The sequence below is a fragment of the Sedimentimonas flavescens genome, assembly GCF_019264375.1.
In the GTDB taxonomy this organism is placed as follows: domain Bacteria; phylum Pseudomonadota; class Alphaproteobacteria; order Rhodobacterales; family Rhodobacteraceae; genus Rhodobacter; species Rhodobacter flavescens.
Window position 1 is genome coordinate 137,873 of sequence record NZ_JAHVAI010000008.1, and the last position, 21,308, is coordinate 159,180.

At 60.5% G+C, this 21,308-nt stretch carries 15 protein-coding genes, 1 tRNA gene and 1 pseudogene; 15 read left to right on the forward strand and 2 right to left on the reverse strand.

Features of this window, described 5'->3' with window-relative positions; genetic code table 11:
* Positions 1 to 871 precede the first annotated feature (871 nt).
* The 6 genes and pseudogenes from KTQ37_RS09770 to KTQ37_RS09810 all read left to right on the forward strand — a co-directional run.
* Positions 872 to 1,138, forward strand: a pseudogene (locus tag KTQ37_RS09770) (WYL domain-containing protein); the annotation flags it as partial.
* A gap of 274 nt (positions 1,139 to 1,412) precedes the next feature.
* Positions 1,413 to 4,337, forward strand: a complete 2,925-nt coding sequence (locus KTQ37_RS09790; RefSeq protein WP_236021164.1) for a sigma-70 family RNA polymerase sigma factor — start codon at positions 1,413 to 1,415, stop codon at positions 4,335 to 4,337.
* 32 nt (positions 4,338 to 4,369) lie between these two features.
* Positions 4,370 to 5,836: an ATP-binding protein gene (locus tag KTQ37_RS09795; RefSeq protein ID WP_236021165.1), complete on the forward strand. Its 1,467-nt coding sequence runs from the start codon at positions 4,370 to 4,372 to the stop codon at positions 5,834 to 5,836.
* Positions 5,833 to 8,700: a Z1 domain-containing protein gene (locus KTQ37_RS09800; RefSeq protein ID WP_218630331.1), complete on the forward strand. Its 2,868-nt coding sequence runs from the start codon at positions 5,833 to 5,835 to the stop codon at positions 8,698 to 8,700. Before KTQ37_RS09795 ends, KTQ37_RS09800 begins: the two co-directional genes overlap by 4 nt.
* Positions 8,684 to 9,688 carry a PD-(D/E)XK motif protein gene (locus tag KTQ37_RS09805; RefSeq protein WP_218630332.1) on the forward strand — a complete coding sequence of 335 codons (1,005 nt, stop codon included), beginning with the start codon at positions 8,684 to 8,686 and terminating at the stop codon, positions 9,686 to 9,688. The genes KTQ37_RS09800 and KTQ37_RS09805 overlap by 17 nt, the downstream gene beginning before the upstream one ends.
* 1 nt (position 9,689) lies before the next feature.
* A complete protein-coding gene (locus KTQ37_RS09810; protein WP_218630333.1) occupies positions 9,690 to 11,498 on the forward strand; it encodes an AIPR family protein in 1,809 nt (602 codons plus the stop codon).
* 357 nt (positions 11,499 to 11,855) lie between these two features.
* On the opposite strand, the gene KTQ37_RS09815 is transcribed toward KTQ37_RS09810, so the two are convergent.
* Entirely contained in the window at positions 11,856 to 13,397 is a 1,542-nt protein-coding gene (locus KTQ37_RS09815; RefSeq protein ID WP_218630334.1) for a DNA cytosine methyltransferase, read from the reverse strand.
* 106 nt (positions 13,398 to 13,503) lie between these two features.
* Here KTQ37_RS09815 and KTQ37_RS09820 point away from each other — a divergent pair, with 106 nt between their 5' ends.
* The 9 genes from KTQ37_RS09820 (at position 13,504) to KTQ37_RS09860 (ending at position 21,275) form a co-directional block, all read left to right on the forward strand.
* Complete coding sequence (locus tag KTQ37_RS09820) at positions 13,504 to 13,962, forward strand: very short patch repair endonuclease (protein ID WP_459565441.1); 459 nt, start codon at positions 13,504 to 13,506, stop codon at positions 13,960 to 13,962.
* A gap of 40 nt (positions 13,963 to 14,002) precedes the next feature.
* Positions 14,003 to 14,956, forward strand: coding sequence for an HNH endonuclease (locus tag KTQ37_RS09825; protein ID WP_218630336.1), 954 nt, complete (start codon positions 14,003 to 14,005; stop codon positions 14,954 to 14,956).
* Between the two features lie 35 nt (positions 14,957 to 14,991).
* Complete coding sequence (locus KTQ37_RS09830) at positions 14,992 to 15,570, forward strand: BREX system Lon protease-like protein BrxL (RefSeq protein WP_218630337.1); 579 nt, start codon at positions 14,992 to 14,994, stop codon at positions 15,568 to 15,570.
* Between the two features lie 76 nt (positions 15,571 to 15,646).
* Positions 15,647 to 16,222: a hypothetical protein gene (locus tag KTQ37_RS09835; protein WP_218630338.1), complete on the forward strand. Its 576-nt coding sequence runs from the start codon at positions 15,647 to 15,649 to the stop codon at positions 16,220 to 16,222.
* 104 nt (positions 16,223 to 16,326) lie between these two features.
* A complete protein-coding gene (locus KTQ37_RS09840) occupies positions 16,327 to 16,503 on the forward strand; it encodes a hypothetical protein (RefSeq protein WP_218630339.1) in 177 nt (58 codons plus the stop codon).
* Positions 16,475 to 16,669, forward strand: coding sequence for a helix-turn-helix domain-containing protein (locus KTQ37_RS09845; protein WP_218630340.1), 195 nt, complete (start codon positions 16,475 to 16,477; stop codon positions 16,667 to 16,669). The genes KTQ37_RS09840 and KTQ37_RS09845 overlap by 29 nt, the downstream gene beginning before the upstream one ends.
* 166 nt (positions 16,670 to 16,835) lie before the next feature.
* Entirely contained in the window at positions 16,836 to 18,545 is a 1,710-nt protein-coding gene (locus KTQ37_RS09850) for a tyrosine-type recombinase/integrase (RefSeq protein ID WP_218630341.1), read from the forward strand.
* Positions 18,538 to 19,632: a site-specific integrase gene (locus tag KTQ37_RS09855; RefSeq protein WP_218630342.1), complete on the forward strand. Its 1,095-nt coding sequence runs from the start codon at positions 18,538 to 18,540 to the stop codon at positions 19,630 to 19,632. Before KTQ37_RS09850 ends, KTQ37_RS09855 begins: the two co-directional genes overlap by 8 nt.
* Positions 19,629 to 21,275: a recombinase family protein gene (locus KTQ37_RS09860; RefSeq protein ID WP_218630345.1), complete on the forward strand. Its 1,647-nt coding sequence runs from the start codon at positions 19,629 to 19,631 to the stop codon at positions 21,273 to 21,275. The genes KTQ37_RS09855 and KTQ37_RS09860 overlap by 4 nt, the downstream gene beginning before the upstream one ends.
* Here KTQ37_RS09860 and KTQ37_RS09865 read toward each other — a convergent pair.
* Positions 21,232 to 21,308, reverse strand: a tRNA-Met gene (locus KTQ37_RS09865). The genes KTQ37_RS09860 and KTQ37_RS09865 overlap by 44 nt on opposite strands.

Genomic DNA, 21,308 nt, shown 5'->3' on the forward strand with positions numbered 1-21,308 from the left:
GGGTGCAGCACAAGGCCCTTCTGGCTGCCGCCGAAGCTGTTCAACCAGGGACAGTCACAGACATTGGTGCGGTAGCTCTCGCTACAACCGCCATGTTCTGGCTATGACCCCAGAACGATTCTTGACCCAAAGCCTCCCTTGCTCTTGGTTCAAACGACGAGGTTCATGGGCTTGCTACAGAGCATGTAGATGAAGACCAGCTTGGCACGAGACCTGATGTCGCCTCCAGACCGCCCAGTGGGGCGGTTAGGATGCCTCCGGCATCATGTCTGATTTTGTCACCCAGCAATGCAAAGGTTCGAATCGCTGGCCACTGCTCCTAACGGAATGGGGAAACAGGAAGAGTCCGAATTGATATTGATCCAAGCCTCGGCTCGACTCACCGAGCCTTGTCGGAGGCAGTGTCTTCGAAATGACGATCGTGAGCCTTCACACTCCAGAAGGCCTAAATGGGAGCGGTTGACATTACGCGCCGAAGGTTCTTGGCAGTTTGGCCCAAATGGACAGAAGAAGAAAGAAATCATTACGGCAGGCGGAACAAGCAGACGAAAAATGAATAATTTTCACCTACTTGGTTGAAGTCTTCAGTGGAAGATGGAATCGATAACCAAACAGACTCTTGGGAGCATTACTCGAAGTAGATGGTTACGTTTCGGCAGAGTTCCGCTCCGCGACCAATTCCACCAATCTCGATTGAATCTAGCTGCAGCCCATGTCCCTAATACTGACGACGATCTCTGCTTTTCCGCGCGGCAAGACCATAGGGGAACTCATGGTTCTCGTGGGCGCCGGATTCGCGCATGACAAGCGGGGCGCCGCTCTCGCCGAACTCGAAGAGCTGTCGCGCAGCGGCGCAATCGAGCGAGGCAGAGAAGCGTCTGGCGACGACGACCGCGACTGGCACTCGGAAGTTACACTGGAAGTGGGACCCCAACCCGAGATCTCTGAGACGCAGGCGAACGTCATCACACTCGACTATGGAATGCGTTGCGGCAAGGCCAAGATCAAGGTCCGGCGCGCGCTTCTCTACTACGCGCTGAGACGGCTCGGGCTCGATACCGACCCGTCTGCCAGAAGACCGCAGGATCAACAGATCGTGCTTCTCAACAGCGAGGTCTTCCATGAAGTTCATGGATAGAATCTCCCGTCTTCTGGGGCGTGGCATTCAATTGGCGCCTGAACCGGAACGTCATTCTGCCGACTCCGCCCAGATCCCACCGATCCCGGATCGACGTTCGGAGAAACCCGCCGAACCACCCGGTTCCGCTCGCATTGTAGCTGTAGCGCAGAACGGTGCGGCTCCTCGTGAAGGAGGACCCGTCGAGCCAAATAGTCGGGAAACTCAGACTGATGCGCTTGAAGTTCGAGGACCGTTGACACCGTCTGAAGTGCGCATGATCCTAGCGGGAGCGATGGACAGCCTCGCGCAATTCGCTGCATCTCCTCGTCTTCATGCCACGGACGCAAAGGGGGACACACCGCTCCACATCGCAGCACGCCTTGGAAATCTTGCGCTTTGTGATTTGTTCGTTGGTTCGGGTTCCGATCCCCGCGCCCTGAATAACGAACGGCAAACACCCGCCGACATCGCTCTCGAAGAGGGACACAGTCTCGCCGCGCAACTTCTGTACTCGCTTGTTGGCGAACCGCTACAGCCGGAACAGCTTCAAGGGGTTCGAGGGATTCCGAATGCCGGTATGACCGCAGCTACGCTCGAAGGCGCTTCCAGGGCGATATCTCCGACTGCAGGCGGATCGCCGCGAGATGATGCAGTTCTGAGGGCACGCGACGGGAGCTCGAACTCATCCTGGTCGGACGAGCGGGTCCAGCGTCTCAAGACACTCTGGGCCGAAGGCCAGAGCGCAAGTCAAATCGCGCGAGAGCTGGGTGGCGCAAGTCGCAATGCCGTCCTCAGCAAACTGTTTCGTCTCGGAATGCTGAACAAACCGCGCCCCGGCGTGGATTCACCAGAAGATCAACAGATACTCGTCGAATCCGACGACCTTTCGAACCCACCGGAAAAACCTGACGAATCCGCACCCCAGCCTTTCACTCATGCCGATGAACAGCTGTCGCAGAACATTCACGCCAAAACGCTGTGTCAATGGCACGCCGGTACGTTCTGGACTGGCGAGAGAATCGAGATTCTCAGACGGATGTGGTCGGACGGTCGAAGTGCCAGCGAGATCGCAAAGGCATTTGGAGGAGTTCTGACACCCGGTGCAGTGCTGTTTGAACTCCACAGACTTGGCATACATGAGCGCCCCAGAGGACAAACTGAACCGCTCGAGAATGCCCTCCCGGATTCCTTGCCAAAAGCAGAGTCGTCGCCCCCTGTCGAGCTTGCAAGAGATAGCGCGACATCAGGCAATCCGGTGCAGATGGCAGAACTCGAGGATCAATTGAGTTTCGAAGCCGAAGAAGAACCGGAAGTATTCTTCGACAAGACTGCAAACCAGACGGCCTCAGGAACATTCCTCGCGGTCCTTAACTCATCGCCGGCAGTCTTGGATAATGAGGACGCTGATTGGGAACTTGATCTTTCACCCGCACCGATCGCCGGAGAGGGCATCGGCTCCGGCGCTGCGGTGCCGACCGATCACGGTGGAGAAAGTGACTTCCTGCAGGTCCGGAACCGCGGCCGACAATCGTTCAAACGAGCAGTCGTCCAGACCAGCACACGGATGTCGATCGACCCGGACCTCTGCTTCAACTGGGCGGAAGAAATTCTGGCAAAGGGGCACTGCTCCCTCGACGATATCGACCGCCTCGTCGCCAGTTGCGAAGGGAATGGTGATCTCGAGGAACTGAAAACCAACCTCCAGCGCAATCTTGAAGCAGCTGAATTCAACTTCAATCAGGTTCCGGGGCACGATGCCGTTCTCTGGGACTCTGCCTCGGACACTTCGTCCGACGACCTTGCTGACGCGATCGAGGCAGCACTTTCACGTCAGACGCGGCTGCCTGGCACACAGCGTTTCGTCATGGAGAAATCAGAAGAGCTGCAACTGCTTGAGCCAATGATGCGGGCCAAGCAGGAACTCCAGCTGGGCATCCTTGCCTCCAAGACCGCTGTCGAAACGATCCTCGAAGTCATGGACAGAGTCCGCGACGGTTCGCGAGACCCCGGCTCGGTCTCCCTGAGAACCATAATTCTCTCGCGCCCGGGCCATGCAGAGACGTCCGAAGTATTGGCCGCCGCGGACGCCCTGAGGTCCTGGCACACTACCGGCCGGGTGATGGACGGCAAACGACGAAGAGAGGCACTTGCTGCGCTCGAGGCATTGGATCTCTCTCGGGCATTCCAAAAGGAGTTGGTCCGCAGACTGCAACAGTCCCCAGCGTGCCAAGCCGAGGCCAGTCAGCTGGAAGCCGAAATACTGATCTCCGAAGCTGCTACCGAGCACCTAATCCGCGAGCATCTGCCTTACGTCCGGCGGTTTGCCTCGCGGAACGTGGAGGAAGGCGAGGATCCAGAAGACGTGTTCCAGGTCGCGTTTATGGGTCTGCAGCGTTCCACAAGGCGATTTGATCCCGAGCGTGGCTATCGCTTCCTCATCTACGCCACTTACTGGATGCGACAGGCCATCACGCGATGGCGCGCTGATGAAGGCGCGGCGATCCGCATCCCCGTGCATCGGAACGAGAAGATCACCAAGCTCGATCGCGCCCTCGAGAGGCTGGACGTTCGGGTCGGCGGTGCCGTCTCCGACCTCGAACTCGCCGAAGAGCTCGAATGGACAATCGACGAGGTCAGACAGTTCCGCAGCATCCCGCGTGAAGCCGAGTATCCCGAAAGCCTTGACGACTGGGACGACCTGCTACCCGAGCCTGCGGGAGTGGATGTCTTCGACGAGGCAGAAACCGAAAGGATCGTGACAGACGCACTAGCTGAGCTGCCGGAACGTCAGGCTGATGTGATCCGGATGCGCTTTGGTATCGGGCGCGATTCTGACATGACCCTTGAGGAAATCGGTCAGATCTACGGCGTGACGCGCGAGCGCATTCGTCAGATCGAAGCGAAGGGCCTTGATCGCCTTTCCCACCCGGGCCGCAAGCGCCGGCTCCAGGAGTTGCTGGGCTACGACAGCAGCCGCGGTTCAAAGGGTTCATCTTCGACCGAGCGAGAGCAGCATAGCCCAGCGGAACCAGTAGAAAAGAGTCAAGTACTTACAACTTGGTCCGAGAGTCGAGTTGATCGCCTCAGAGAACTCTGGGCAGCCGGTATGAGCGCAAGTGAAATTGCGCAGGAACTGGGGGAAACCAGCCGGAATGCCGTAATTGGAAAGCTGAGCCGCCTCGGTCTGGCAGACTCTGACAGGGGGCAATGCCAATGACCGTGAGAAATGCTCCCCCGCATGCCGGTTCGATGCTCGAATCTTTGCGTGGGCTCGGCTACGCGGCTCCCACCGCACTTGCCGATCTGGTTGACAATTCCATCGCTGCAAATGCACGCGACGTCGCCGTTCATCTTGAGTGGGCCGGTACAGAGAGCTGGGTAAGAATCGTCGATGATGGCGACGGCATGGACGACGCGGCTCTGGAGGCCGGCATGCGCCTTGGCGCTCGCGATCCGAGGGCTGAACGCGCCGCCACCGACCTCGGGCGCTTCGGGCTGGGCCTAAAGACGGCCAGCTTCTCTCAGGCTCGTCGCCTCACCGTCGCCAGTCGGAAGGAAGGTGGACCGGTCGTCTGCCTGCGCTGGGACCTCGATCTCATCGGTCAGGAACCCGGGGCCGATTGGCCGCTCTTCGAGGGACCGTCGCCGGGATCAGAGCATTTGCTTGCGCCGTTGGACCAGATGGCCCACGGCACCGTCGTACTCTGGGAGAAACTGGACCGTATCGTGACGGATGGCTTCGCGCCCACCGACATGATCGAGCTCGCGGATCGCGTGGAGGCGCATCTTGCGATGACCTTCCATCGCCTCATCGATGGCCAACTGCCCATGCTGCGCCTCTCGCTCAATGGCCGAGGATTGAAGCCTTGGGATCCGTACCTCCTCGGTCATCCCGGCAAGGCGCTCGAAAGCCCCGAGTATCGGATCCTCCACACCACCGGTGTGACCGTGCAATGCCATGTCCTTCCGCATCGCGACATGCTCAAGCCTGCCGAGCAGGAAGCGGCGGCGGGGCCCGGAGGATGGACGCAGCAGGAGGGCTTCTACGTCTACCGCAACAAGCGTCTCCTTCTCGCTGGGGGTTGGCTTGGCCTCGGCGATGGCGGCAAGCCATGGCCGCGCGATGAAGCTCACAGGCTCGCTCGTATCCGGCTCGACATACCGAACAGCGCGGATGCCGATTGGAAGATCAATGTCCTGAAATCGACGGCCAGCCCCCCGGTGCGCTTGCGATCCCAGCTTCATCGTCTCGCAACAGAAACACGCGACACGGCGCGGCGGGTCTTCGCCCACCGAGGACACGTGACCCCGGCCTCAGGCACGCGCCCGAACGCAGTCGCCGAAGCCTGGCAAGTGCGGCGTTCGGCACAAGGAACGTCTTACCGGATCGCTCGTGACCATGATCTTCTCGCCTCGATCCTCGATCGCGCCGGCCCACTCAAGCCCGACATCCTCGCTCTTCTGAGGCTGATCGAAGAGACGGTGCCCGTGCAGCGTATCTGGCTGGATACGGCGGAAGACAAGGAGACGCCGAGAACTGGTTTCACCGGAGCGGCCGAGAACGAGGTGATGGAGACCCTGTCCTCGATGTTTGAAGCACTAGTGAAGTTCCGCGGGCTCAGCCCGACCGAGGCGCGCGAGCGGCTCGGTCGCACGCCCCCATTCGACCGGCACCTCGACCTGGTTGCAGCCCTTGAAGCGAAAGACACGCAATGACGATTTCAAACCAGAAGGCCTTCGATTCAATTCTTTCCATGGCCCAGAACATGCTCCGCCTTGCTGCGGAACGCGCTCAGAGCCCTGTCACACCGGAAATGATCGAGAAGGAGCTGACCAAGCTGTCGATCATGATGGAGGATGATTTCGCCCTTGTTGATCGGGACGCGCTGGTTGACGAACTGATCCGCCGTTCAAGCCGCACGGTGGGCGAGAACGCCACCCTGTCGAGCGGTGAGGACCATGTCGCCTGGCTTGATGCAGAAAGGAAGAAGGGCTGGACCTATTGGCAGCGTTACTCGGAGTACATGGAAGCGCGCATCCCCTGGACGGCCCTCGATGCTCTCGACGTCGCCACTGACGAAGTCCTTTCGCAGCTCGAGGACCCGACCCGGGAAGGTGCATGGGATCGTCGCGGCCTGGTCGTGGGCCACGTCCAGTCGGGGAAGACAGGCAACTATACCGGACTGATCTGCAAGGCTGCCGACGCCGGTTACAAGATCATCATCGTGCTTGCCGGCCTGCACAACAACCTGAGAGCACAGACCCAGATCCGCCTTGACGAGGGGTTTCTCGGTTTTGCCACCATCGCGGATGCTGACGAGCTCCCAACAGTGGGGGTCGGACTGATCGACAAGGACATGTCGGTCCGTCCCAATGCTGCAACGAATCGGAGCGACAAGGGCGACTTCAACACGGCCGTTGCCGCGAAGATGAACGTCAGCCCGGAACAACGACCGTGGTTGTTCGTCGTCAAGAAGAACAAGACGGTGCTGGAGCGCCTGCTGCACTGGATCCGCAACCGTGTGGCCAATCACGTCGACCCCGTAACAGGTCGCAAACTCGTCACCAACCTGCCTCTCCTAGTGATCGACGACGAGTCCGATCACGGATCTGTCGACACCGGTGAAGATGTCGTGGACGAGTTCGGCAACCCGGATCTCGAGCACGAGCCCAAGACGATCAACAGGTTGATCCGGTCGATCCTCCACCATTTCTCGCGGAAGGCCTATGTCGGTTACACGGCGACACCCTTTGCGAACATCTTCATTCATGACCGCGGGGAGACTCAGGAGCACGGACCGGACCTCTTCCCCGCAGCCTTCATCACCAGCCTTGCGGCACCATCGAATTATGTCGGACCGGGCCGTGTCTTCGGATCAGCTTCCAGCACGCCGGAAGACCTGCCTCTGGTGCGCCGGCTTTCGGACGATGAGTTCCAGCCGTGGATGCCGCCAAGACACAAGAACGGCTACCGGCCACGATGGCAGGGGGAGGACCGTGTGCCGAACTCGCTCGCAGAAGCGATCCGCTCCTTCGTCTATGCCTGTGCCGTGAGGAAGCTGCGCGGACAGGGCAGCAAACACTCCTCGATGCTCATCCACGTTACCCGCTTCACCTCGGTACAGAACGCTGTGGTCAACCAGGTCGCAGAGTACGTGCGGGATCTGAAGGGCCGCTACACTCGCGGCATCGAGCTTGCGGCCCTCGAGGCGTCCATGCGCAAGGAATATGAAAATACCTTCCGACCAGGCATGAAGGGAATCCGCTCTGCACTCGTTGAAGGTGAAACGTTGGAGGATTTCTCTTGGGAGGACATTCGTACCGTCCTCCCCGACATCCTTTCCGACATTCGCGTGCGCGAGATCAACGGCACGGCCAAGGATGCACTCGACTATGCCGAGAACGATGGCACCGGCCTCAAGGTGATTGCCATCGGCGGCGACAAGTTGGCGCGTGGTCTGACGCTCGAAGGTCTCTGTACGAGCTACTTCCTTCGGACCGCGCGCATGTACGACACGCTCATGCAAATGGGGCGCTGGTTCGGCTACCGCGACGGCTACCTCGATGTCTGCCGCCTCTACACATCACAGGAAATGGTGGAGTGGTTCGGCCATATAGCCGACGCCGCCGAAGAGTTGCGCCAGGAGTTCGACAACATGGTCGCGGCCGGCGCCACGCCAAAACAGTTCGGTCTGCGGGTGAAATCGCATTCGGTGCTGACGGTCACCTCTCGGGCCAAGATGCGAAACGCTCGCGCAATGAAGCTGACCTATTCGGGCGACCTTCTGCAGACGATCGTGTTTCCCAACCGCAAGGACGACATCACGGCGAACTTCAATGCTACAGATCGGTTCATCAACGCACTCGGTCCATCGACGGATCTGAACGATCAGCATTTCGTTCCACAAGGTCAGAAGTGGAACGGTCACCTCTGGCGAGACGTACCGGCTCTGAGCGTCATCTCGTTCCTTCGGGATTACAGGACCCACCCCGCCAGCTTCCGGATCATGAGTCCGCTGATCGCGGACTTCATCGAGGAGATGAACAAGGATCTTGAGTTGACGAACTGGACGATCGCACTGATCGGCAAGGACAGCGGCCCGGATGACAAGCACCGCTCAGCAGGTGGTTGTTCGGTCAACATGCTCCAGCGCAAGCGCACGACTGAACATGCGGATCGATACTCGATCAAGACCCTGATCTCGCCTCGCGATCAGGCCATCGATCTGACCGAGGCGGAATGGAAGGCAGCGCTCGATCTCAGCCAGAAGACCTGGCGCAACGACACGGATCGAAACGAAGGCAAGGAGCCGCCCTCCGAACCGAGAGGCCCACAGATCCGTCACGTACTCGGGGAAGGCATCGCCGAAGCGGGCATTCCGGCTCGCCGGGAACGCGGCCTGCTCATGCTCTATCTGCTCGATCCCGAGGGTGCGGGTGTCGATGAACTGAGGAGTGCCGATCCCGTCGTCGCCTGGGCCATCAGTTTTCCGTCAAGCACTTCCGAGAGAAGGGTCTCCAACTCGAGGTACATCGCCAACAGCGTTCTATGGGGAGGCCTCAATGACTGGGTGGACTGAAGATGGGATTGCGCGCGCCTGGCGAGCGCTCGCACGGCAGGAAGCGGCGGAAGACTGGCGATTTGTGCATCTCACTGACGTGGGCGCCGTCTCGGTTGAGGCGGGGTGTCACTTCCCTCTCGGACGGGAGGCGTTGATCGTCTCCTTTCCGGGATCGTGGCCGGTGAACCCGGCAAAGCTTCCTGAAGGCAAGGGCTTCGACGTATCCTGCATCGAGGGTCAGTCCGCATTCGCAGGCAAGACGGCGATTGCTCTCGTCAGACGGCCGGAGGGCTCCCCCGACATCTTCGCCATCATGGTCGTTGATGTCTTGAGAACTCTGGAGGCAGCAGCCAACAGCGCGGGCCGCGATGTCATGGAGACCTTCCTCGAACGGGTAAGGGAGTGGCAGGCGTTCATGGCTCGAACCCACCGCCCTCTTTCGTCCGATGCACAGATCGGCCTGCTCGGCGAACTCTGGATGCTCAGGCTGCTCACGGACACCTCCCTCGGAGCCGGTGCTCTCGACTGCTGGCAGGGACCGTTGCGGGCTGCACAGGATTTCCACGTTCGGGGTGGCGCGATAGAGGTGAAGAGCACGGTCCGGACCGGGAGCTTCCTTGCGCGGATCAACAGCATCGAGCAGCTGGATGGCGACAGAGCTCCCATCTTCCTTTGCGCCTTCCGCTTCGAGGAAAATACGGACGGGTTCTCGCTTGTCGACCTCGTGTCTGAACTCCGCGAGAGGTTTGGACTGGCCGGAGTTCAGCGCGGCTTCGAGGCATTGCTCATGGTGATGGGATACCTCGAAGAGCATGCACTGCTCTACGGCCGAACGCTGGCATTGAAGGATGCAAGGACATTCCGTTCGGAAGGTGACATGCCGCGCCTCATGCGTGCCTCCTTGCCAGCCGCCATCCGTTCAGCCGCCTATGTACTCGACCTCGATGCCTTGGAAGTCCCTTCAATTGGGATTCCGGAGCTGATCAACGAATTTGGACTGGAATGACATGAGCCTCGAAGAGTTTCACCGCAACTTTCGATCCGACCTGCAGACCATCATCGCCGAGCGTGTGGAGGCCGGCGAAGGCCCATTTCCTTCGGATGAGCTCGTCTTTGCGGAAATGGTCATGGAGCATGTCGCAGAAACAGGGATTTGCGAGGCACCAACCGTTTGCCACTGGAGCGGCAAGGTCGGAAACGCCAAACTCCGCATTACGGGCTATGCGCTCAGTTCTGATGAAACGTCTCTCGACCTCTTCGTGACCCACTATTTCGGGACTGACGAGCTGAACGATCTCAAGGACTCGGATGCGACAGCAACCGCAAGCGAGGGCGTTCGCTTTCTCTTTCGTGCGGCCAGCGGCAACCTCGACGCAAGAATTGATCCGACCCATCCGGTCAGGGACCTTGTGGCAACCATTCGCTCTCGCTGGGGAGAAATCGACCGACTTCGTGTTTTCGTAATTACGGACGGCAAAACAAAGACCAAACGGTTCTCGAACAAGGAGGTTCACCAGAAGATGGTAGCTGTCGAGGCCATGGATATGGAGAGGCTGTTCCGCCACACCGAGGGCAAGCCTCGCGACGAACTCTCCGTCAGTCTTGTTCAGTCGATCGGTCGCCCGCTGCCTTGTGTCCATGTCCCCGATCCCGATGCCGACTATGAGTACGCGCTGACGGCAATTCCGGGACAGCTCATTCGCGACCTGTACCTGCGTTTCGGGACGCGATTGCTGGAAGCAAATGTTCGCACTTTCTTGGGGGCCAGCCGAAAGAAATCCGTGAACAACGGCATCGTCGAGACGCTCCGAAAGGAGCCGGAGCACTTCCTCGCCTTCAACAATGGCCTCGTACTTGTCTGCGACGAAGCGGCCTTCGAGCGGACTGAGGACGGGGACCTAGGCCTGTCTTTCCTGAAGGGGCTGCAGATTGTGAATGGCGGCCAGACGACCTCGACCATCTACTTCTCATCCCGCGACGATCGCACCATCGATCTCAGCCATGTAATGGTCCCTGCGAAGATCATCATCCTCAAGGGGTCGCAGGACGAAGCGCGCGAGAGACTTATCAGCAACGTTTCCCGCTATGCGAACAGTCAGAACGCGGTGAAAATGTCCGACCTGTCGGCGAACCGCCCGTTCCATCGAGAGCTTGAGAAACTCGCGAACGAAACGTGGTGCCCCGACGGTGCAACGCGATGGTTCTACGAGCGCGCAGCCGGCGCCTATAACGTCATGCTGCTCAGAGAAGGCACCACACCAGCAAAAAGGCGAAATCTGAAGGAGATGATCCCGCCGAAGCGCAAGCTGACAAAGAACGACATCGCCAAGTATCATGAAGCGTGGCGCTGCAAGCCGAACCAGGTCGCAATGGCTGGTGAAAAGAACTTCGCGGCCTTCATGGCTGCTCTCGATGACGATCCGAACATTGTGCCCAACCCACTCGATGCCCGCTGGTATCGAGCGATGATCGCCAAGGTTGTTCTTTTCAAGGCAATCGAGAGCATGATCAAGACCAAGGAAGCAAAGGAGGTGTTTCGCCAAGGATGGGTCAACATCGCAACCTACGTCGTTTCAGTGGTCGCTGACAGACTTGGCGACAGGCTCGACCTCGAACAGATCTGGATGCGGCAAGGGATTTCAGGTGGTCTGCGCGACCTGCTCTGGGATTGGGCCGTTGTCGTAAATTCAGAGTTCAATAGGATCGCTCCGGGTCAACAGTTCTCTGAGGTAGCAAAACGAGCGGATACGTGGGCAAAGGTGAAGAATGCTGATCTTAAATTGGATCGCAGCGGCATCCCGGAGCTTGGGCGATGACTCCTCTTGAAGCCACATAGGGAACGGAAGACGAAGAATGAGCGACGAAACAAAGGGAGCGTTTAGTCCGATTCATAGAACATTGCCTGATCCGAATGAACCGGATTAGACGCCGCCGGAAGACATTCCATCAGAAGAATAAATCAAAAAAGACAATTGTGAATAGACCGCGCGTGGTCACCTCCCAAGGTTGGGTCTCGCTTCAATTCAACCGCCGACTCTGGTCTCAGCTGGATGAGCATCGGGGGGCACAGCAAGGAGCATTGAGGAATTGATAGGCATAAGTCTTAACATCTCGATAGAGTAACACGTCGTCGGCAAGTCTTCACGTTTGATCGCTTGGGTGGCGGAAAGGCCTCAAGCAGTAAAACCCAATGCCGAAGCTAGTAGGGACGCCAGCTTTTTCGCGAGGAACGGCGGCACGGCGTTCCCAACCTGAACGTACTGCTGGGTCCGATTGCCCATGAACAGGTAGTCGTCAGGGAATGTCTGCAGGCGTGCAGCTTCACGCACCGTCAAGCTGCGGCACTGCGCGGGATCGGGATGGATGAAGTAATGACCATCCTTCGAGATGTGGCTCGTGACCGTGGTCGATGCCTCGTCCGCCAGCTGAACCCGGAAACGGTCATTGAAGACACCGCTGTGCCAGTTGCGGTGATCGGGGCTGAGCACCAGAGGAAAATCGGCGGCCTTCGGGCTGTAGCCACGGACAGTCCCGAACACGGCAGCAAACAGGTAGCGGCCCAGATCCGACGCCATGTGCCCGCGCGTCTCGTGCTGGGCGATCGCGCGGAGTTCTGCTCGCTCGATCCACTGGAGCAACTCATCGTTCGAACTGCCATAGCCATCCGGCAAACGTGTCGCCGCGCGAATGGTATGCGTATTGTCCTTTACTCGCTTGGAAACGGACAGGAACGCTTCGCGAAGTGCACGGTTCTCCTGGCCCTTGGAGATCCCGGCCAGCAGCTTCGCGGCGTCGAGGACTTCTGCTCGCCAGGCAGCCGCGTCGTCAAGCCCGCGGCTGATGCCGCTTCGCAAGGCGGGCATAGTTTCGATGACATCGCGGACGGTCCGCTCAATCCCGGATACAGCGATCTCTCCATCGGCAGCGCGACCTGCGAGATCCGAACGGATGCCGACGATGATCACCCTGTGGCGACGCTGCGGGACTCCAAACTCCTCGGCGCGCACGATGAAATCCGCGGGATGTGACGCCTCCTGCAGGCTGGCCTTGCCATCCTCGACCCGGACGGCACGAAGTTCGTAGTGATGGGCGTGACCTGTGCCGAGAGAGGACAGGTCCTCCATCAGCATCTCGAAGACAAGTCGGCTCTCGACTGTGGACGAAAGCATGCCCTTGACGTTTTCCATAACGAATGCGGCCGGGCGAAGCTTGTCGAGAACCCGGATGTATTCGCGAAAGAGATAGTGCCGCGCATCCTCTTCCGGGACATAGCCGACCTTGCCCTTCGACCGCGCCCGACCCACGAGGGAGTAGGCCTGACACGGCGGGCCGCCGATCAGGATCGTGTCGTCGCACCCCGACTTCAGTTTCTCGATGGCGGCATCGATCGCTGTTGCTGCGGCCTCGGTTCCGAGCTCTAGGCCGCGGGCTTCCTCGACGGCCAACTGCCAAGCAGACGCATCGACTTCCGACCAGTCCGGTTCAGAAGTTTCCCCCGCATGGAAATCGATGAACTGTTTCGGCAAGCTGCCATGACGCGACCGGCACGCGCGCAGAAACGCGCGCAGTGTCAGCGTCCGGTGCGCCGATGCCTCCTTCTCGACTGAGATGCCGATCCGGAACGGCGCGTGGCCATCCTCTACAAGGGATGCAAACCCCTCACCGAGTCCGCCGGGGCCGGCGAACAAATCAACGATGCCGAAAGTCGAAGGCAAATCAGACTCCTGACGAACTTCATTCAGCCGGTGTATACCAGGTTCAGGGACGAAAACCAGGACGCATGTGACAGATATCGTCGATCAGCAGACCCGGTCCCGAATGATGGCAGGGATCAGGGGAAAGGACACGAAGCCCGAGCTAGCGCTGAGACGGGCGTTGCACGCGCGCGGTTTCCGATTCCGGCTCCATTCTAGGGCGGTCCACGGTCGACCGGACCTCGTTCTGCCGAAGTATCGTGCCATCGTCTTCGTGCATGGCTGTTTCTGGCATCGCCACGAGAGTTGCCGTTACGCTACCACGCCATCGACACGCCAGGAGTTCTGGCAGGCCAAGTTCACTGCGAATGTCGCTCGGGACGAAGCAGTTCATGCAAAACTTCTGGAAGACGAGTGGCGCGTCGCAACTGTTTGGGAGTGCGCTCTTCGGAGGCTGGATCAGGTGAACGCCACCGCCGACCTTCTGTCAGCGTGGCTGCGGTCGAATGAGCGTCAGCTCCAGATCGGCGACGAGGAGTTATCTTCTGTCATTCGAGCGGATGTAATTTCAGTTCCTGACACCTAGCCATGCCAGAGTCCCCTGAACACCTTGGCGCCCGGCCCGTTTGGCGTATCAATGGCTTGAGCGGTTATGGAGTGAAAATGTGCTGAACCCGAGGGACGATACGGGCCGGGAGCTCGATGCGAAATTTACGCTCGAGAAGCTGCCGGATGGATTTGCCCTCACAGTGGAGTCTCGGGGCGGGTCAGACCATGGCCCGAACCCCAGCCGGAACAAGAATTACATCGATGGAATGCTTCTGCACCTGAAGCGCATGGCCGAGCATGACATGCGCCTCGACGAGATCCAGGTGGCTAGCGCGAAGGCGCTAGGGCTGCCTGAATCTGAACGCGTTGTCTGGCCTGAGGGCTACCCACGGCCACTTAGAATGGCTGCAGTGAGCGACTTCAATGAACTGCGCCTCGCAATCGGCCGCCAATCCGCCGCGTTTCAGAACACGTCGAACTCCACCGGCAATAACAGCAAGAGAATGAAGCTCATTGTGCGCTCGCAAGAAGCGGCCGCCATGCCAATGGATCAGCTCGAGGGTATCTTCACGGGACGCAACGGTGGGTCGGTTTGGACGGAAGCCCCAACGTCGGATGAGGAAGAGCTCCACAAGCGTGTGGCCAACGCGCGCCGCAAGGCAAGACGTTCGTCCGCGCAGGGCAAGACACCTCCTGAAGGACAGAATGACGTCAAGCGGGCGAGTGGTTCATCGGAACGCTTTCTCCGGGATCCGAACGTAATCGCGTGGGTGCTTGAACAGGCCGCCGGGTCCTGTGAGGCCTGCGGTGACAAAGCCCCGTTCCAGCGCGACGACGGCGAACCGTATTTGGAGGTACACCATGTGCGCCCGCTGGCAGAGGGCGGGCCAGACACCGTCGACAATGCGGTTGGCTGCTGCCCGAACTGCCATCGCCATCTGCATCACGGCTCAGGACGGGGCAATCTCAGGCAATCCCTGCTCGAGCGCCTCGGCCGTCTGAAGGACTGGCCGCAGAAGCCCATCGCCTGACCACGGTCGTTCCGTTCGGCACAAACCGCCTGCTCATGCAGGCCGCTGTGCTGGCGTTGACGTTGTCCGTAGGCGTCGAGCCGAAGAGGTGGGTGCCATCCACGGGCACGACGAAGCGGTATTTGGCGGCGTCTAACGCGCCTTGGTCGTTGCAGTCCGCCTCGTTGAGGCCGATCTACACACCCGCCCTGCTCATGCATCACTGCGTAGTCGGTCAACATCTCCACGACCGCCGCCTCCGGCAAAAGGGCCATTTCCTCGGCCGACTGCGCCTGAAACTCTCGGCTGCACTCAACGACCGGCGGACACGCACCGAGGCCAGCGAAGTCAGAAGCGCCCGTCGCGCAACATTAAGGTCCTGTCGGCTCACCTTGCGTTATCAGACAGGGATCGTGACATCCGGGGACGAGGTGACCTTCCCGAAGCTGTTCGTGAGCGACGCAAGCGGAAAGATCGGGCTCGTCGGCTACCCAGAACGCGCGCACCCTCCGACGACGCGGGCAAGCTATCGCTCCCGTGCCTTTGCCCTCACGAAGGCGATCGTCCACTTCCTCGTCGATCTTGGACCCACCTGGAAGCCTCGCGAAGCGTCTTTTGTGCGGGCACGGAATTAATTGTGTGACATCCGATCGGCGCATAGGCTTCGTTTGCACATTGATGCGTTTGGCGATGAGCTGACGACAGGAGCATATGTCGACGATCGAGCAGGAATACTGGACCCTGGTTGAGGCGGCGGCCTGGGTCGTCTTTCGGGACATGTCGCTTGTGGCGCAGTTCGCGCCGCCGAACGAGGAAGACTGGAAGGCCTTCATGTTCTACCCGTCGATGCGTGGAGAGTATCCCGAGCGCGGCAGCGTCGGCGATCTCTTCAATGCTCTGCAAAGTGGTCACCTGGTTGCGTTCGGGCGTCGCTCGACACCCGATGCCGCCTTCGAGGAGATCCCTCGCATCGAGTGGAGCGATCTGATCCACGATGTCGAGGGACCGTATCGTCGACTCGCGAGCGGTCAGAAGGTGGTACCCTGGCTCGGCATTCGGGTCCTGCGGGCCGATACGGAACGTCTCTGGCGTCGCCCCAGCGAGGTGCAGGGTCGATCCCGGTTCGACAAGGCGTGGTTTCAGCGAACCTACGCAGAACTCCGAACAAAACAGCCGGGTCTTTCGCAGAACGAACTGATCTTGGAACTCCAAGGGGCATTCCAAGACGAGACTGGCCGGGAGCCCCCCTCCCGGACAAGCATCCAGCGCTACATCAAAGATCTCTAAGGCGTTAGCTCGGCAGCAGCCCAGGTCCAGGTGGGCCGATCGCGGGCTGACGGGCCAGGTCCTGGTCACCGATATCCTCTGCTGTACCGCAAGAGGATGCTTCGATGGGCGAGCCCCGCCACAGCCAGCACGACGATGACACAAGCGCCACGCAGGATCCCCTGCGCGCGCTGGTGCGTCTGTTGGCGCGGCGGACCGCCGAAGAGTTCGTTGCCTCCGCGCGGCCAGACCTGACCGAGGAAAACCCCAGCGATGCGTTCCCGCCCCGCAACCACCCCTGAACAACTGCTCACCATACCCGAAGCCGCCGAGCTTCTGCGGGTTTCGATCAAGTCAATCCGCCGCTGGATCGAGAGTGGAGAACTGTCCGCCGCAAAGCTCGGCAACCAGTGGCGCATCCGCCCCCAGGACCTCGATCGCTTCGTTCGCGACCGGTTGGAGCGTTGACCATGGAAGGCCAAGAATGTCCATCCACGACAATGCCTTATCGGAACGTCGGGACAACGGACCCGAGCAATCGGAGCCGGATTGTTGTGCTACGTTGTCCCGAAGAAGACGCCCTGACCACCCGAGTTTGCCCGTGTCCATCGTTGACCAATGTGGAGCCTGCCCGATGACCTGCCAACCCAGTGAGAACCCGTTTGTCAGCCCCGAGAGCCTGATGATGAGCCAGGTCCTGACCAAGCTCGATGAGCTCCAGATCCCGGCCATGCGGTGTCGCGATCTCAAATCCGCGGTGCGCAGCGTCTGCCGCCTGATCGATCGCGCGCCCGAGGAGGTCCCGGCCAATATCAACTGGGTGCAGATCCGCCTGCGCCGTATCCATCCCGTGCAGGCTGGCATCTCCGAGAAGCGCCTGAAGAACATTCGCTCGGACGTGCTGAAGGCGCTCGAACTCTGCGGCGCATCGCGCGCCCGGGCAGACTGGTTGCGCGAGCCGTCGACCGAATGGGCACATCTGCTCGAGAGCGTGCCCACCAAACCTGACGCCTGGAAGCTCACACAACTCGCCCAATTCTGTACGGCACTCGGTGTTCAACCTGATGCCGTCGAGGACGCGCATATCGCCGGCTTGCTAGCGGCCCTGACACGCGAGACTTTCACGGACAAGCCGGAGGCCAAGGTGGGCGCCATCGTCTCGGTCTGGAACCGTCTGCACAAGACACTGCCGGACTGGCCCTCGCCGCCCCTCACCTATCCGCGCCAGAGAGAGCCCTGGACCTTTCCGCTGGAGCGCTTTCCAGAAAGCTTCCAGACAGATGTCGAGCGTTGGATCGACCGCCTCGCCAATCCCGATCCGTTGTCCGGCGATGGCCCGGCAAGGCCACTCCGACCGGCGAGCATCGAGCGGTGGCGCTTCATGATCCGGGAGATGGCCTCCGCAATCGTGCGCGGCGCCTCCATTTCCATGGAAGAGATGCACGATCTCGGCTGCCTGGTCGATCTTGATCGGATCAAAGCGGGCCTGCGCTTCCTGCTGGACCGTTTCGGCGGCAAGCCGACAGAAGCGATCCACGGCCTCGCAATCGGGATGAAGTCCCTCGCCAAGTATCACGTCAAGGTCGACACCGAGCACCTCGAAGCGCTTGCAGGCCTCTGCAAACGCCTGAACCTGGACGTCGACGGTCTGCGGGCCAAGAACCAGGCGCGGCTCGAACAGCTCGAAGATGAGGAGAACCTCGCACTCCTGCTGGATCTTCCACGCCAGCTGCGTAAACGCGTCGAAGGCCGCGATCTGCGCGAGCATCGACACGCCCTCATGATCCAGGCCGCGCTCTGCATCGAGATCCTGCTGCACGCACCCATGCGGATGGGTAATCTGAGCCGCCTCAGCCTCGAGCGACACATTCGCCGCGCTCGGGTCAAGGGTGAGGCCTGCCTCCTGATCACGATCCCGGGCGCGGAGGTGAAGAACAATCGCGACCTGTCCTTCGAACTGACGGGCGACGCGCTCGAACTGTTCGACCTCTACATGAGCCAGCACCGCCCCGTTCTGTTGCAGGAGCCCTCCGAGTTCCTCTTCCCGGCACGGGACGGCAGCCCCAAACGCGTGCATGCCCTGTCGGCACTGATCAAGAAGACGATCCATGAGCAGACCGGCCTCGACATTCACCCCCATCTGTTTCGGAGCATCGCCGGAAAGATCCACTGCATGATCCACCCCGGCGATTTCGCGACGCTTGGACACGCCATTGGCGACACTCTGCAAACCGCCATGAAGGCCTATGCGCAGTTCGAGCAGAAGAATGCCGTCAAGCACTACCAGGCCTCAGTGACTGCAGCGCGCCAGCAGTTGACCAAGAAGAGGATCGCACGTGGCTGATCATCTCCAACCCTTCGAAGACCCTGCACGCCGCTGCCTGCAGCTCCAGTTCTGGCCCGAGGCCGATCGTCGTGCCTGGGATGCCGCCTTGGCTGCCGGCGATCTGCTCGAAGGCACCGTTGGCCCCGGCCATCACTGGCGAGAAGAGACCCGAGAGAAGTATCGCAAGGGCTATGGCCGCTGGCTCACCTACCTGATCCGGGCGGGACTGATGTCAAATGGGCAACGTCCCGCCGAGCGCGTGACAGCAGAGCATGTGCGCGGCTACATCACGGAACTCCATGCACAAGAACTCGCCAGTTGGACGATCTGGGGGCGTCTGGCAGAACTCCTTGCCGCCATACAGGCCATGGCGCCCGAAGAGGATTTCCGGTGGCTGCGCAAGGTTGCTCGGTTCCATGAGCAAGGCACCGTAGATCGTCGCAACAAGCTGCAGCGGCTTCAGCCGGCGCACGAGATCCTCGACTGGGCCCTTGGACGCATGGACGAGGTGACACGCAATCCCCCAATGCGCGATGCCGCCGGGGCCTATCGGGACGCGCTGATGGTCGCCCTGCTCAGCATTTGTCCCGTCAGGCTTGGGAACTTCAGCGCGATCGAGATCGATCGCCACCTGCAGCGCGACGCATCGGGGTACCGTCTGCGTTTCGCCGGGCCCGAGACGAAGACCGGCCATCCGTTTTCTGCACCAATCGCTGATACCCTTACCGAGCAGATCGATCACTATCTCACTGTCGTGCGGCCGATCCTGCTCGAGGGAAGGGAGAACCCACGGCTTTGGATCACACGTTACGGAGCCCCGATGAAGCCCAAATCCATTCACGCCGCGATCACCCGAACGACCGAGCGTGCCTTCGGACGATCGATCAATCCGCACCTGTTTCGCGACTGCGCCGCCACCTTTGTTGCTCTCGAAGATCCGAAGCATGTCGGGATCGCCTCCCCGCTCTTGGGGCACATTGACCCAAGAGCCGCGGAATCGCACTACATTCAGGCCAACCAGATCGTCGCCGGTCGCCGCATTAGGAACTCGGTGGCGAAGCTGCGCAAACGCTTGGCCCAGACGAAGAAGAGGAACGCATCATGAGCCGAATAGCGATCTATGCTCGCTACTCTTCGGACCTTCAGTCCGCCGCTTCGATCGACGACCAGGTCCGGCTCTGCCGAGAATTCGCCGAGCAAGCGGGCCACGAGGTGACGGACGTCTTTAGCGATTCCGCGATCAGTGGCAGCAACCTCAAGACCCGTCCCGGCATGCTCGCCCTGATGGACGCCGCACGGCGGGGCGCCTTTGATATCGTCGTCGCCGAAGCGCTCGACCGGATCAGCCGTGACCAGGAAGATGTCGCCGGCATTTTCAAGCGGCTCAAACACGCCGAGATCGACCTCTTCACCCTCTCCGAAGGGCAGATCGACGAACTTCATGTCGGCCTCAAGGGCACGATGAACGCCCTCTTCCTGAAGGATCTCGCATCGAAGACCCGTCGTGGGCAACGCGGGCGCGTCGAAGCCGGACGCATCCCCGGTGGCAACAGCTATGGCTACCGGATGATCCGCAGGATCGGTGAAGACGGAGCACTCGTGCGCGGCGAGCGCGAGATCGACCCCGACCAGGCGGCCGTCGTGCGCCGCATCTACGAGGCCTATGTCGCGGGGGCAACGCCCCGTGCCATCGCGGCGCAGCTGAACCACGATGGCGTCCCGAGCCCGCGTGGCGGGTTCTGGAATGCCTCCACGATCAACGGGAGCCGACAACGTCGCAACGGGATCCTGAACAACGAACTTTACCTGGGTCGGATTACCTACAACCGGCAACGCTTTGTGAAGGACCCCGACACCGGCAAACGGCTATCGCGGCCGAACCCCGAAGAGCAATGGATCATCAAGGAGGTGCCAGAACTCCAGATTATCGACGATGTCACCTGGCAGGCCGCGCAGGCCATTCGGCGGCGCTATAGCTCCCAGGCCGGTAACAAGCGTCAAACCAAGAAGCGCCTACTGTCGGGGCTGGTTCGCTGCGGCGCATGTGGCGGGGCGATGACGATCATCAACCGCGAGCGCTATTCGTGCTCGGCACGTCGTGAGCGTGGAACCTGTACCTGTCCCGTCAGTATCGGCGCCGCGGATCTCGAGACACGCATCCTTAACGGGCTGCGCGATATCCTGTGCGGCCGACAGGATCTGATCGACGAATTCGCTGAGGCGTTTCGGGCTGAGGTTGCCCGGCTGAGACGGACCCGGAACCAGAGCACCGCCGCGCGTCGCAAGGAACTCGAGAAGGTGGAGCGTGGCATCGAACGGTGCCTCACCTTCATCATCGAGGGAGATGGCGATCCCGGCATGGTGCGTACAAAGCTCACAGAGCTGGAAGCCCGCAAGGACATGCTCGAACGCGATCTGCGGAGCCTGGACCCCGCACCCGGGCTCGAGCTCCACCCGAACATCGGCGAACTCTACCGTCGCAAGGTCACCGAGCTCGAGACATTGCTCGGAGACGAGGCCGCCCGCCCCCAAGCCATGGAGATCATTCGCAACATGATCGACCGCATCGAGGTATCTGCCGGCAGGAGTCGCGGCGATGTCCAGGTGCTCCTCGTCGGCGCACTGGCCTCCATCCTCGACTTCGCCGCGTCCGGTACAAATGCAAAAGCCGCCCTCATGGGCGGCGGATCGGGTAGGGTCTTAATGGTTGCGGGGGTAGGATTTGAACCTACGACCTTCAGGTTATGAGCCTGACGAGCTACCGGGCTGCTCCACCCCGCG

Bases quoted from the DNA above. Each gene is read 5' to 3' on its own strand.
- KTQ37_RS09790 (WP_236021164.1), top strand. From the start codon at position 1,413: ATGGACAGCCTCGCGCAATTCGCTGCATCTCCTCGTCTTCATGCCACG.
- KTQ37_RS09795 (WP_236021165.1), top strand. From the start codon at position 4,370: ATGCTCGAATCTTTGCGTGGGCTCGGCTACGCGGCTCCCACCGCACTT.
- KTQ37_RS09800 (WP_218630331.1), top strand. From the start codon at position 5,833: ATGACGATTTCAAACCAGAAGGCCTTCGATTCAATTCTTTCCATGGCC.
- KTQ37_RS09805 (WP_218630332.1), top strand. From the start codon at position 8,684: ATGACTGGGTGGACTGAAGATGGGATTGCGCGCGCCTGGCGAGCGCTC.
- KTQ37_RS09810 (WP_218630333.1), top strand. From the start codon at position 9,690: ATGAGCCTCGAAGAGTTTCACCGCAACTTTCGATCCGACCTGCAGACC.
- KTQ37_RS09820 (WP_459565441.1), top strand. From the start codon at position 13,504: ATGGCAGGGATCAGGGGAAAGGACACGAAGCCCGAGCTAGCGCTGAGA.
- KTQ37_RS09830 (WP_218630337.1), top strand. From the start codon at position 14,992: ATGCAGGCCGCTGTGCTGGCGTTGACGTTGTCCGTAGGCGTCGAGCCG.
- KTQ37_RS09835 (WP_218630338.1), top strand. From the start codon at position 15,647: ATGTCGACGATCGAGCAGGAATACTGGACCCTGGTTGAGGCGGCGGCC.
- KTQ37_RS09840 (WP_218630339.1), top strand. From the start codon at position 16,327: ATGGGCGAGCCCCGCCACAGCCAGCACGACGATGACACAAGCGCCACG.
- KTQ37_RS09845 (WP_218630340.1), top strand. From the start codon at position 16,475: ATGCGTTCCCGCCCCGCAACCACCCCTGAACAACTGCTCACCATACCC.
- KTQ37_RS09850 (WP_218630341.1), top strand. From the start codon at position 16,836: ATGACCTGCCAACCCAGTGAGAACCCGTTTGTCAGCCCCGAGAGCCTG.
- KTQ37_RS09860 (WP_218630345.1), top strand. From the start codon at position 19,629: ATGAGCCGAATAGCGATCTATGCTCGCTACTCTTCGGACCTTCAGTCC.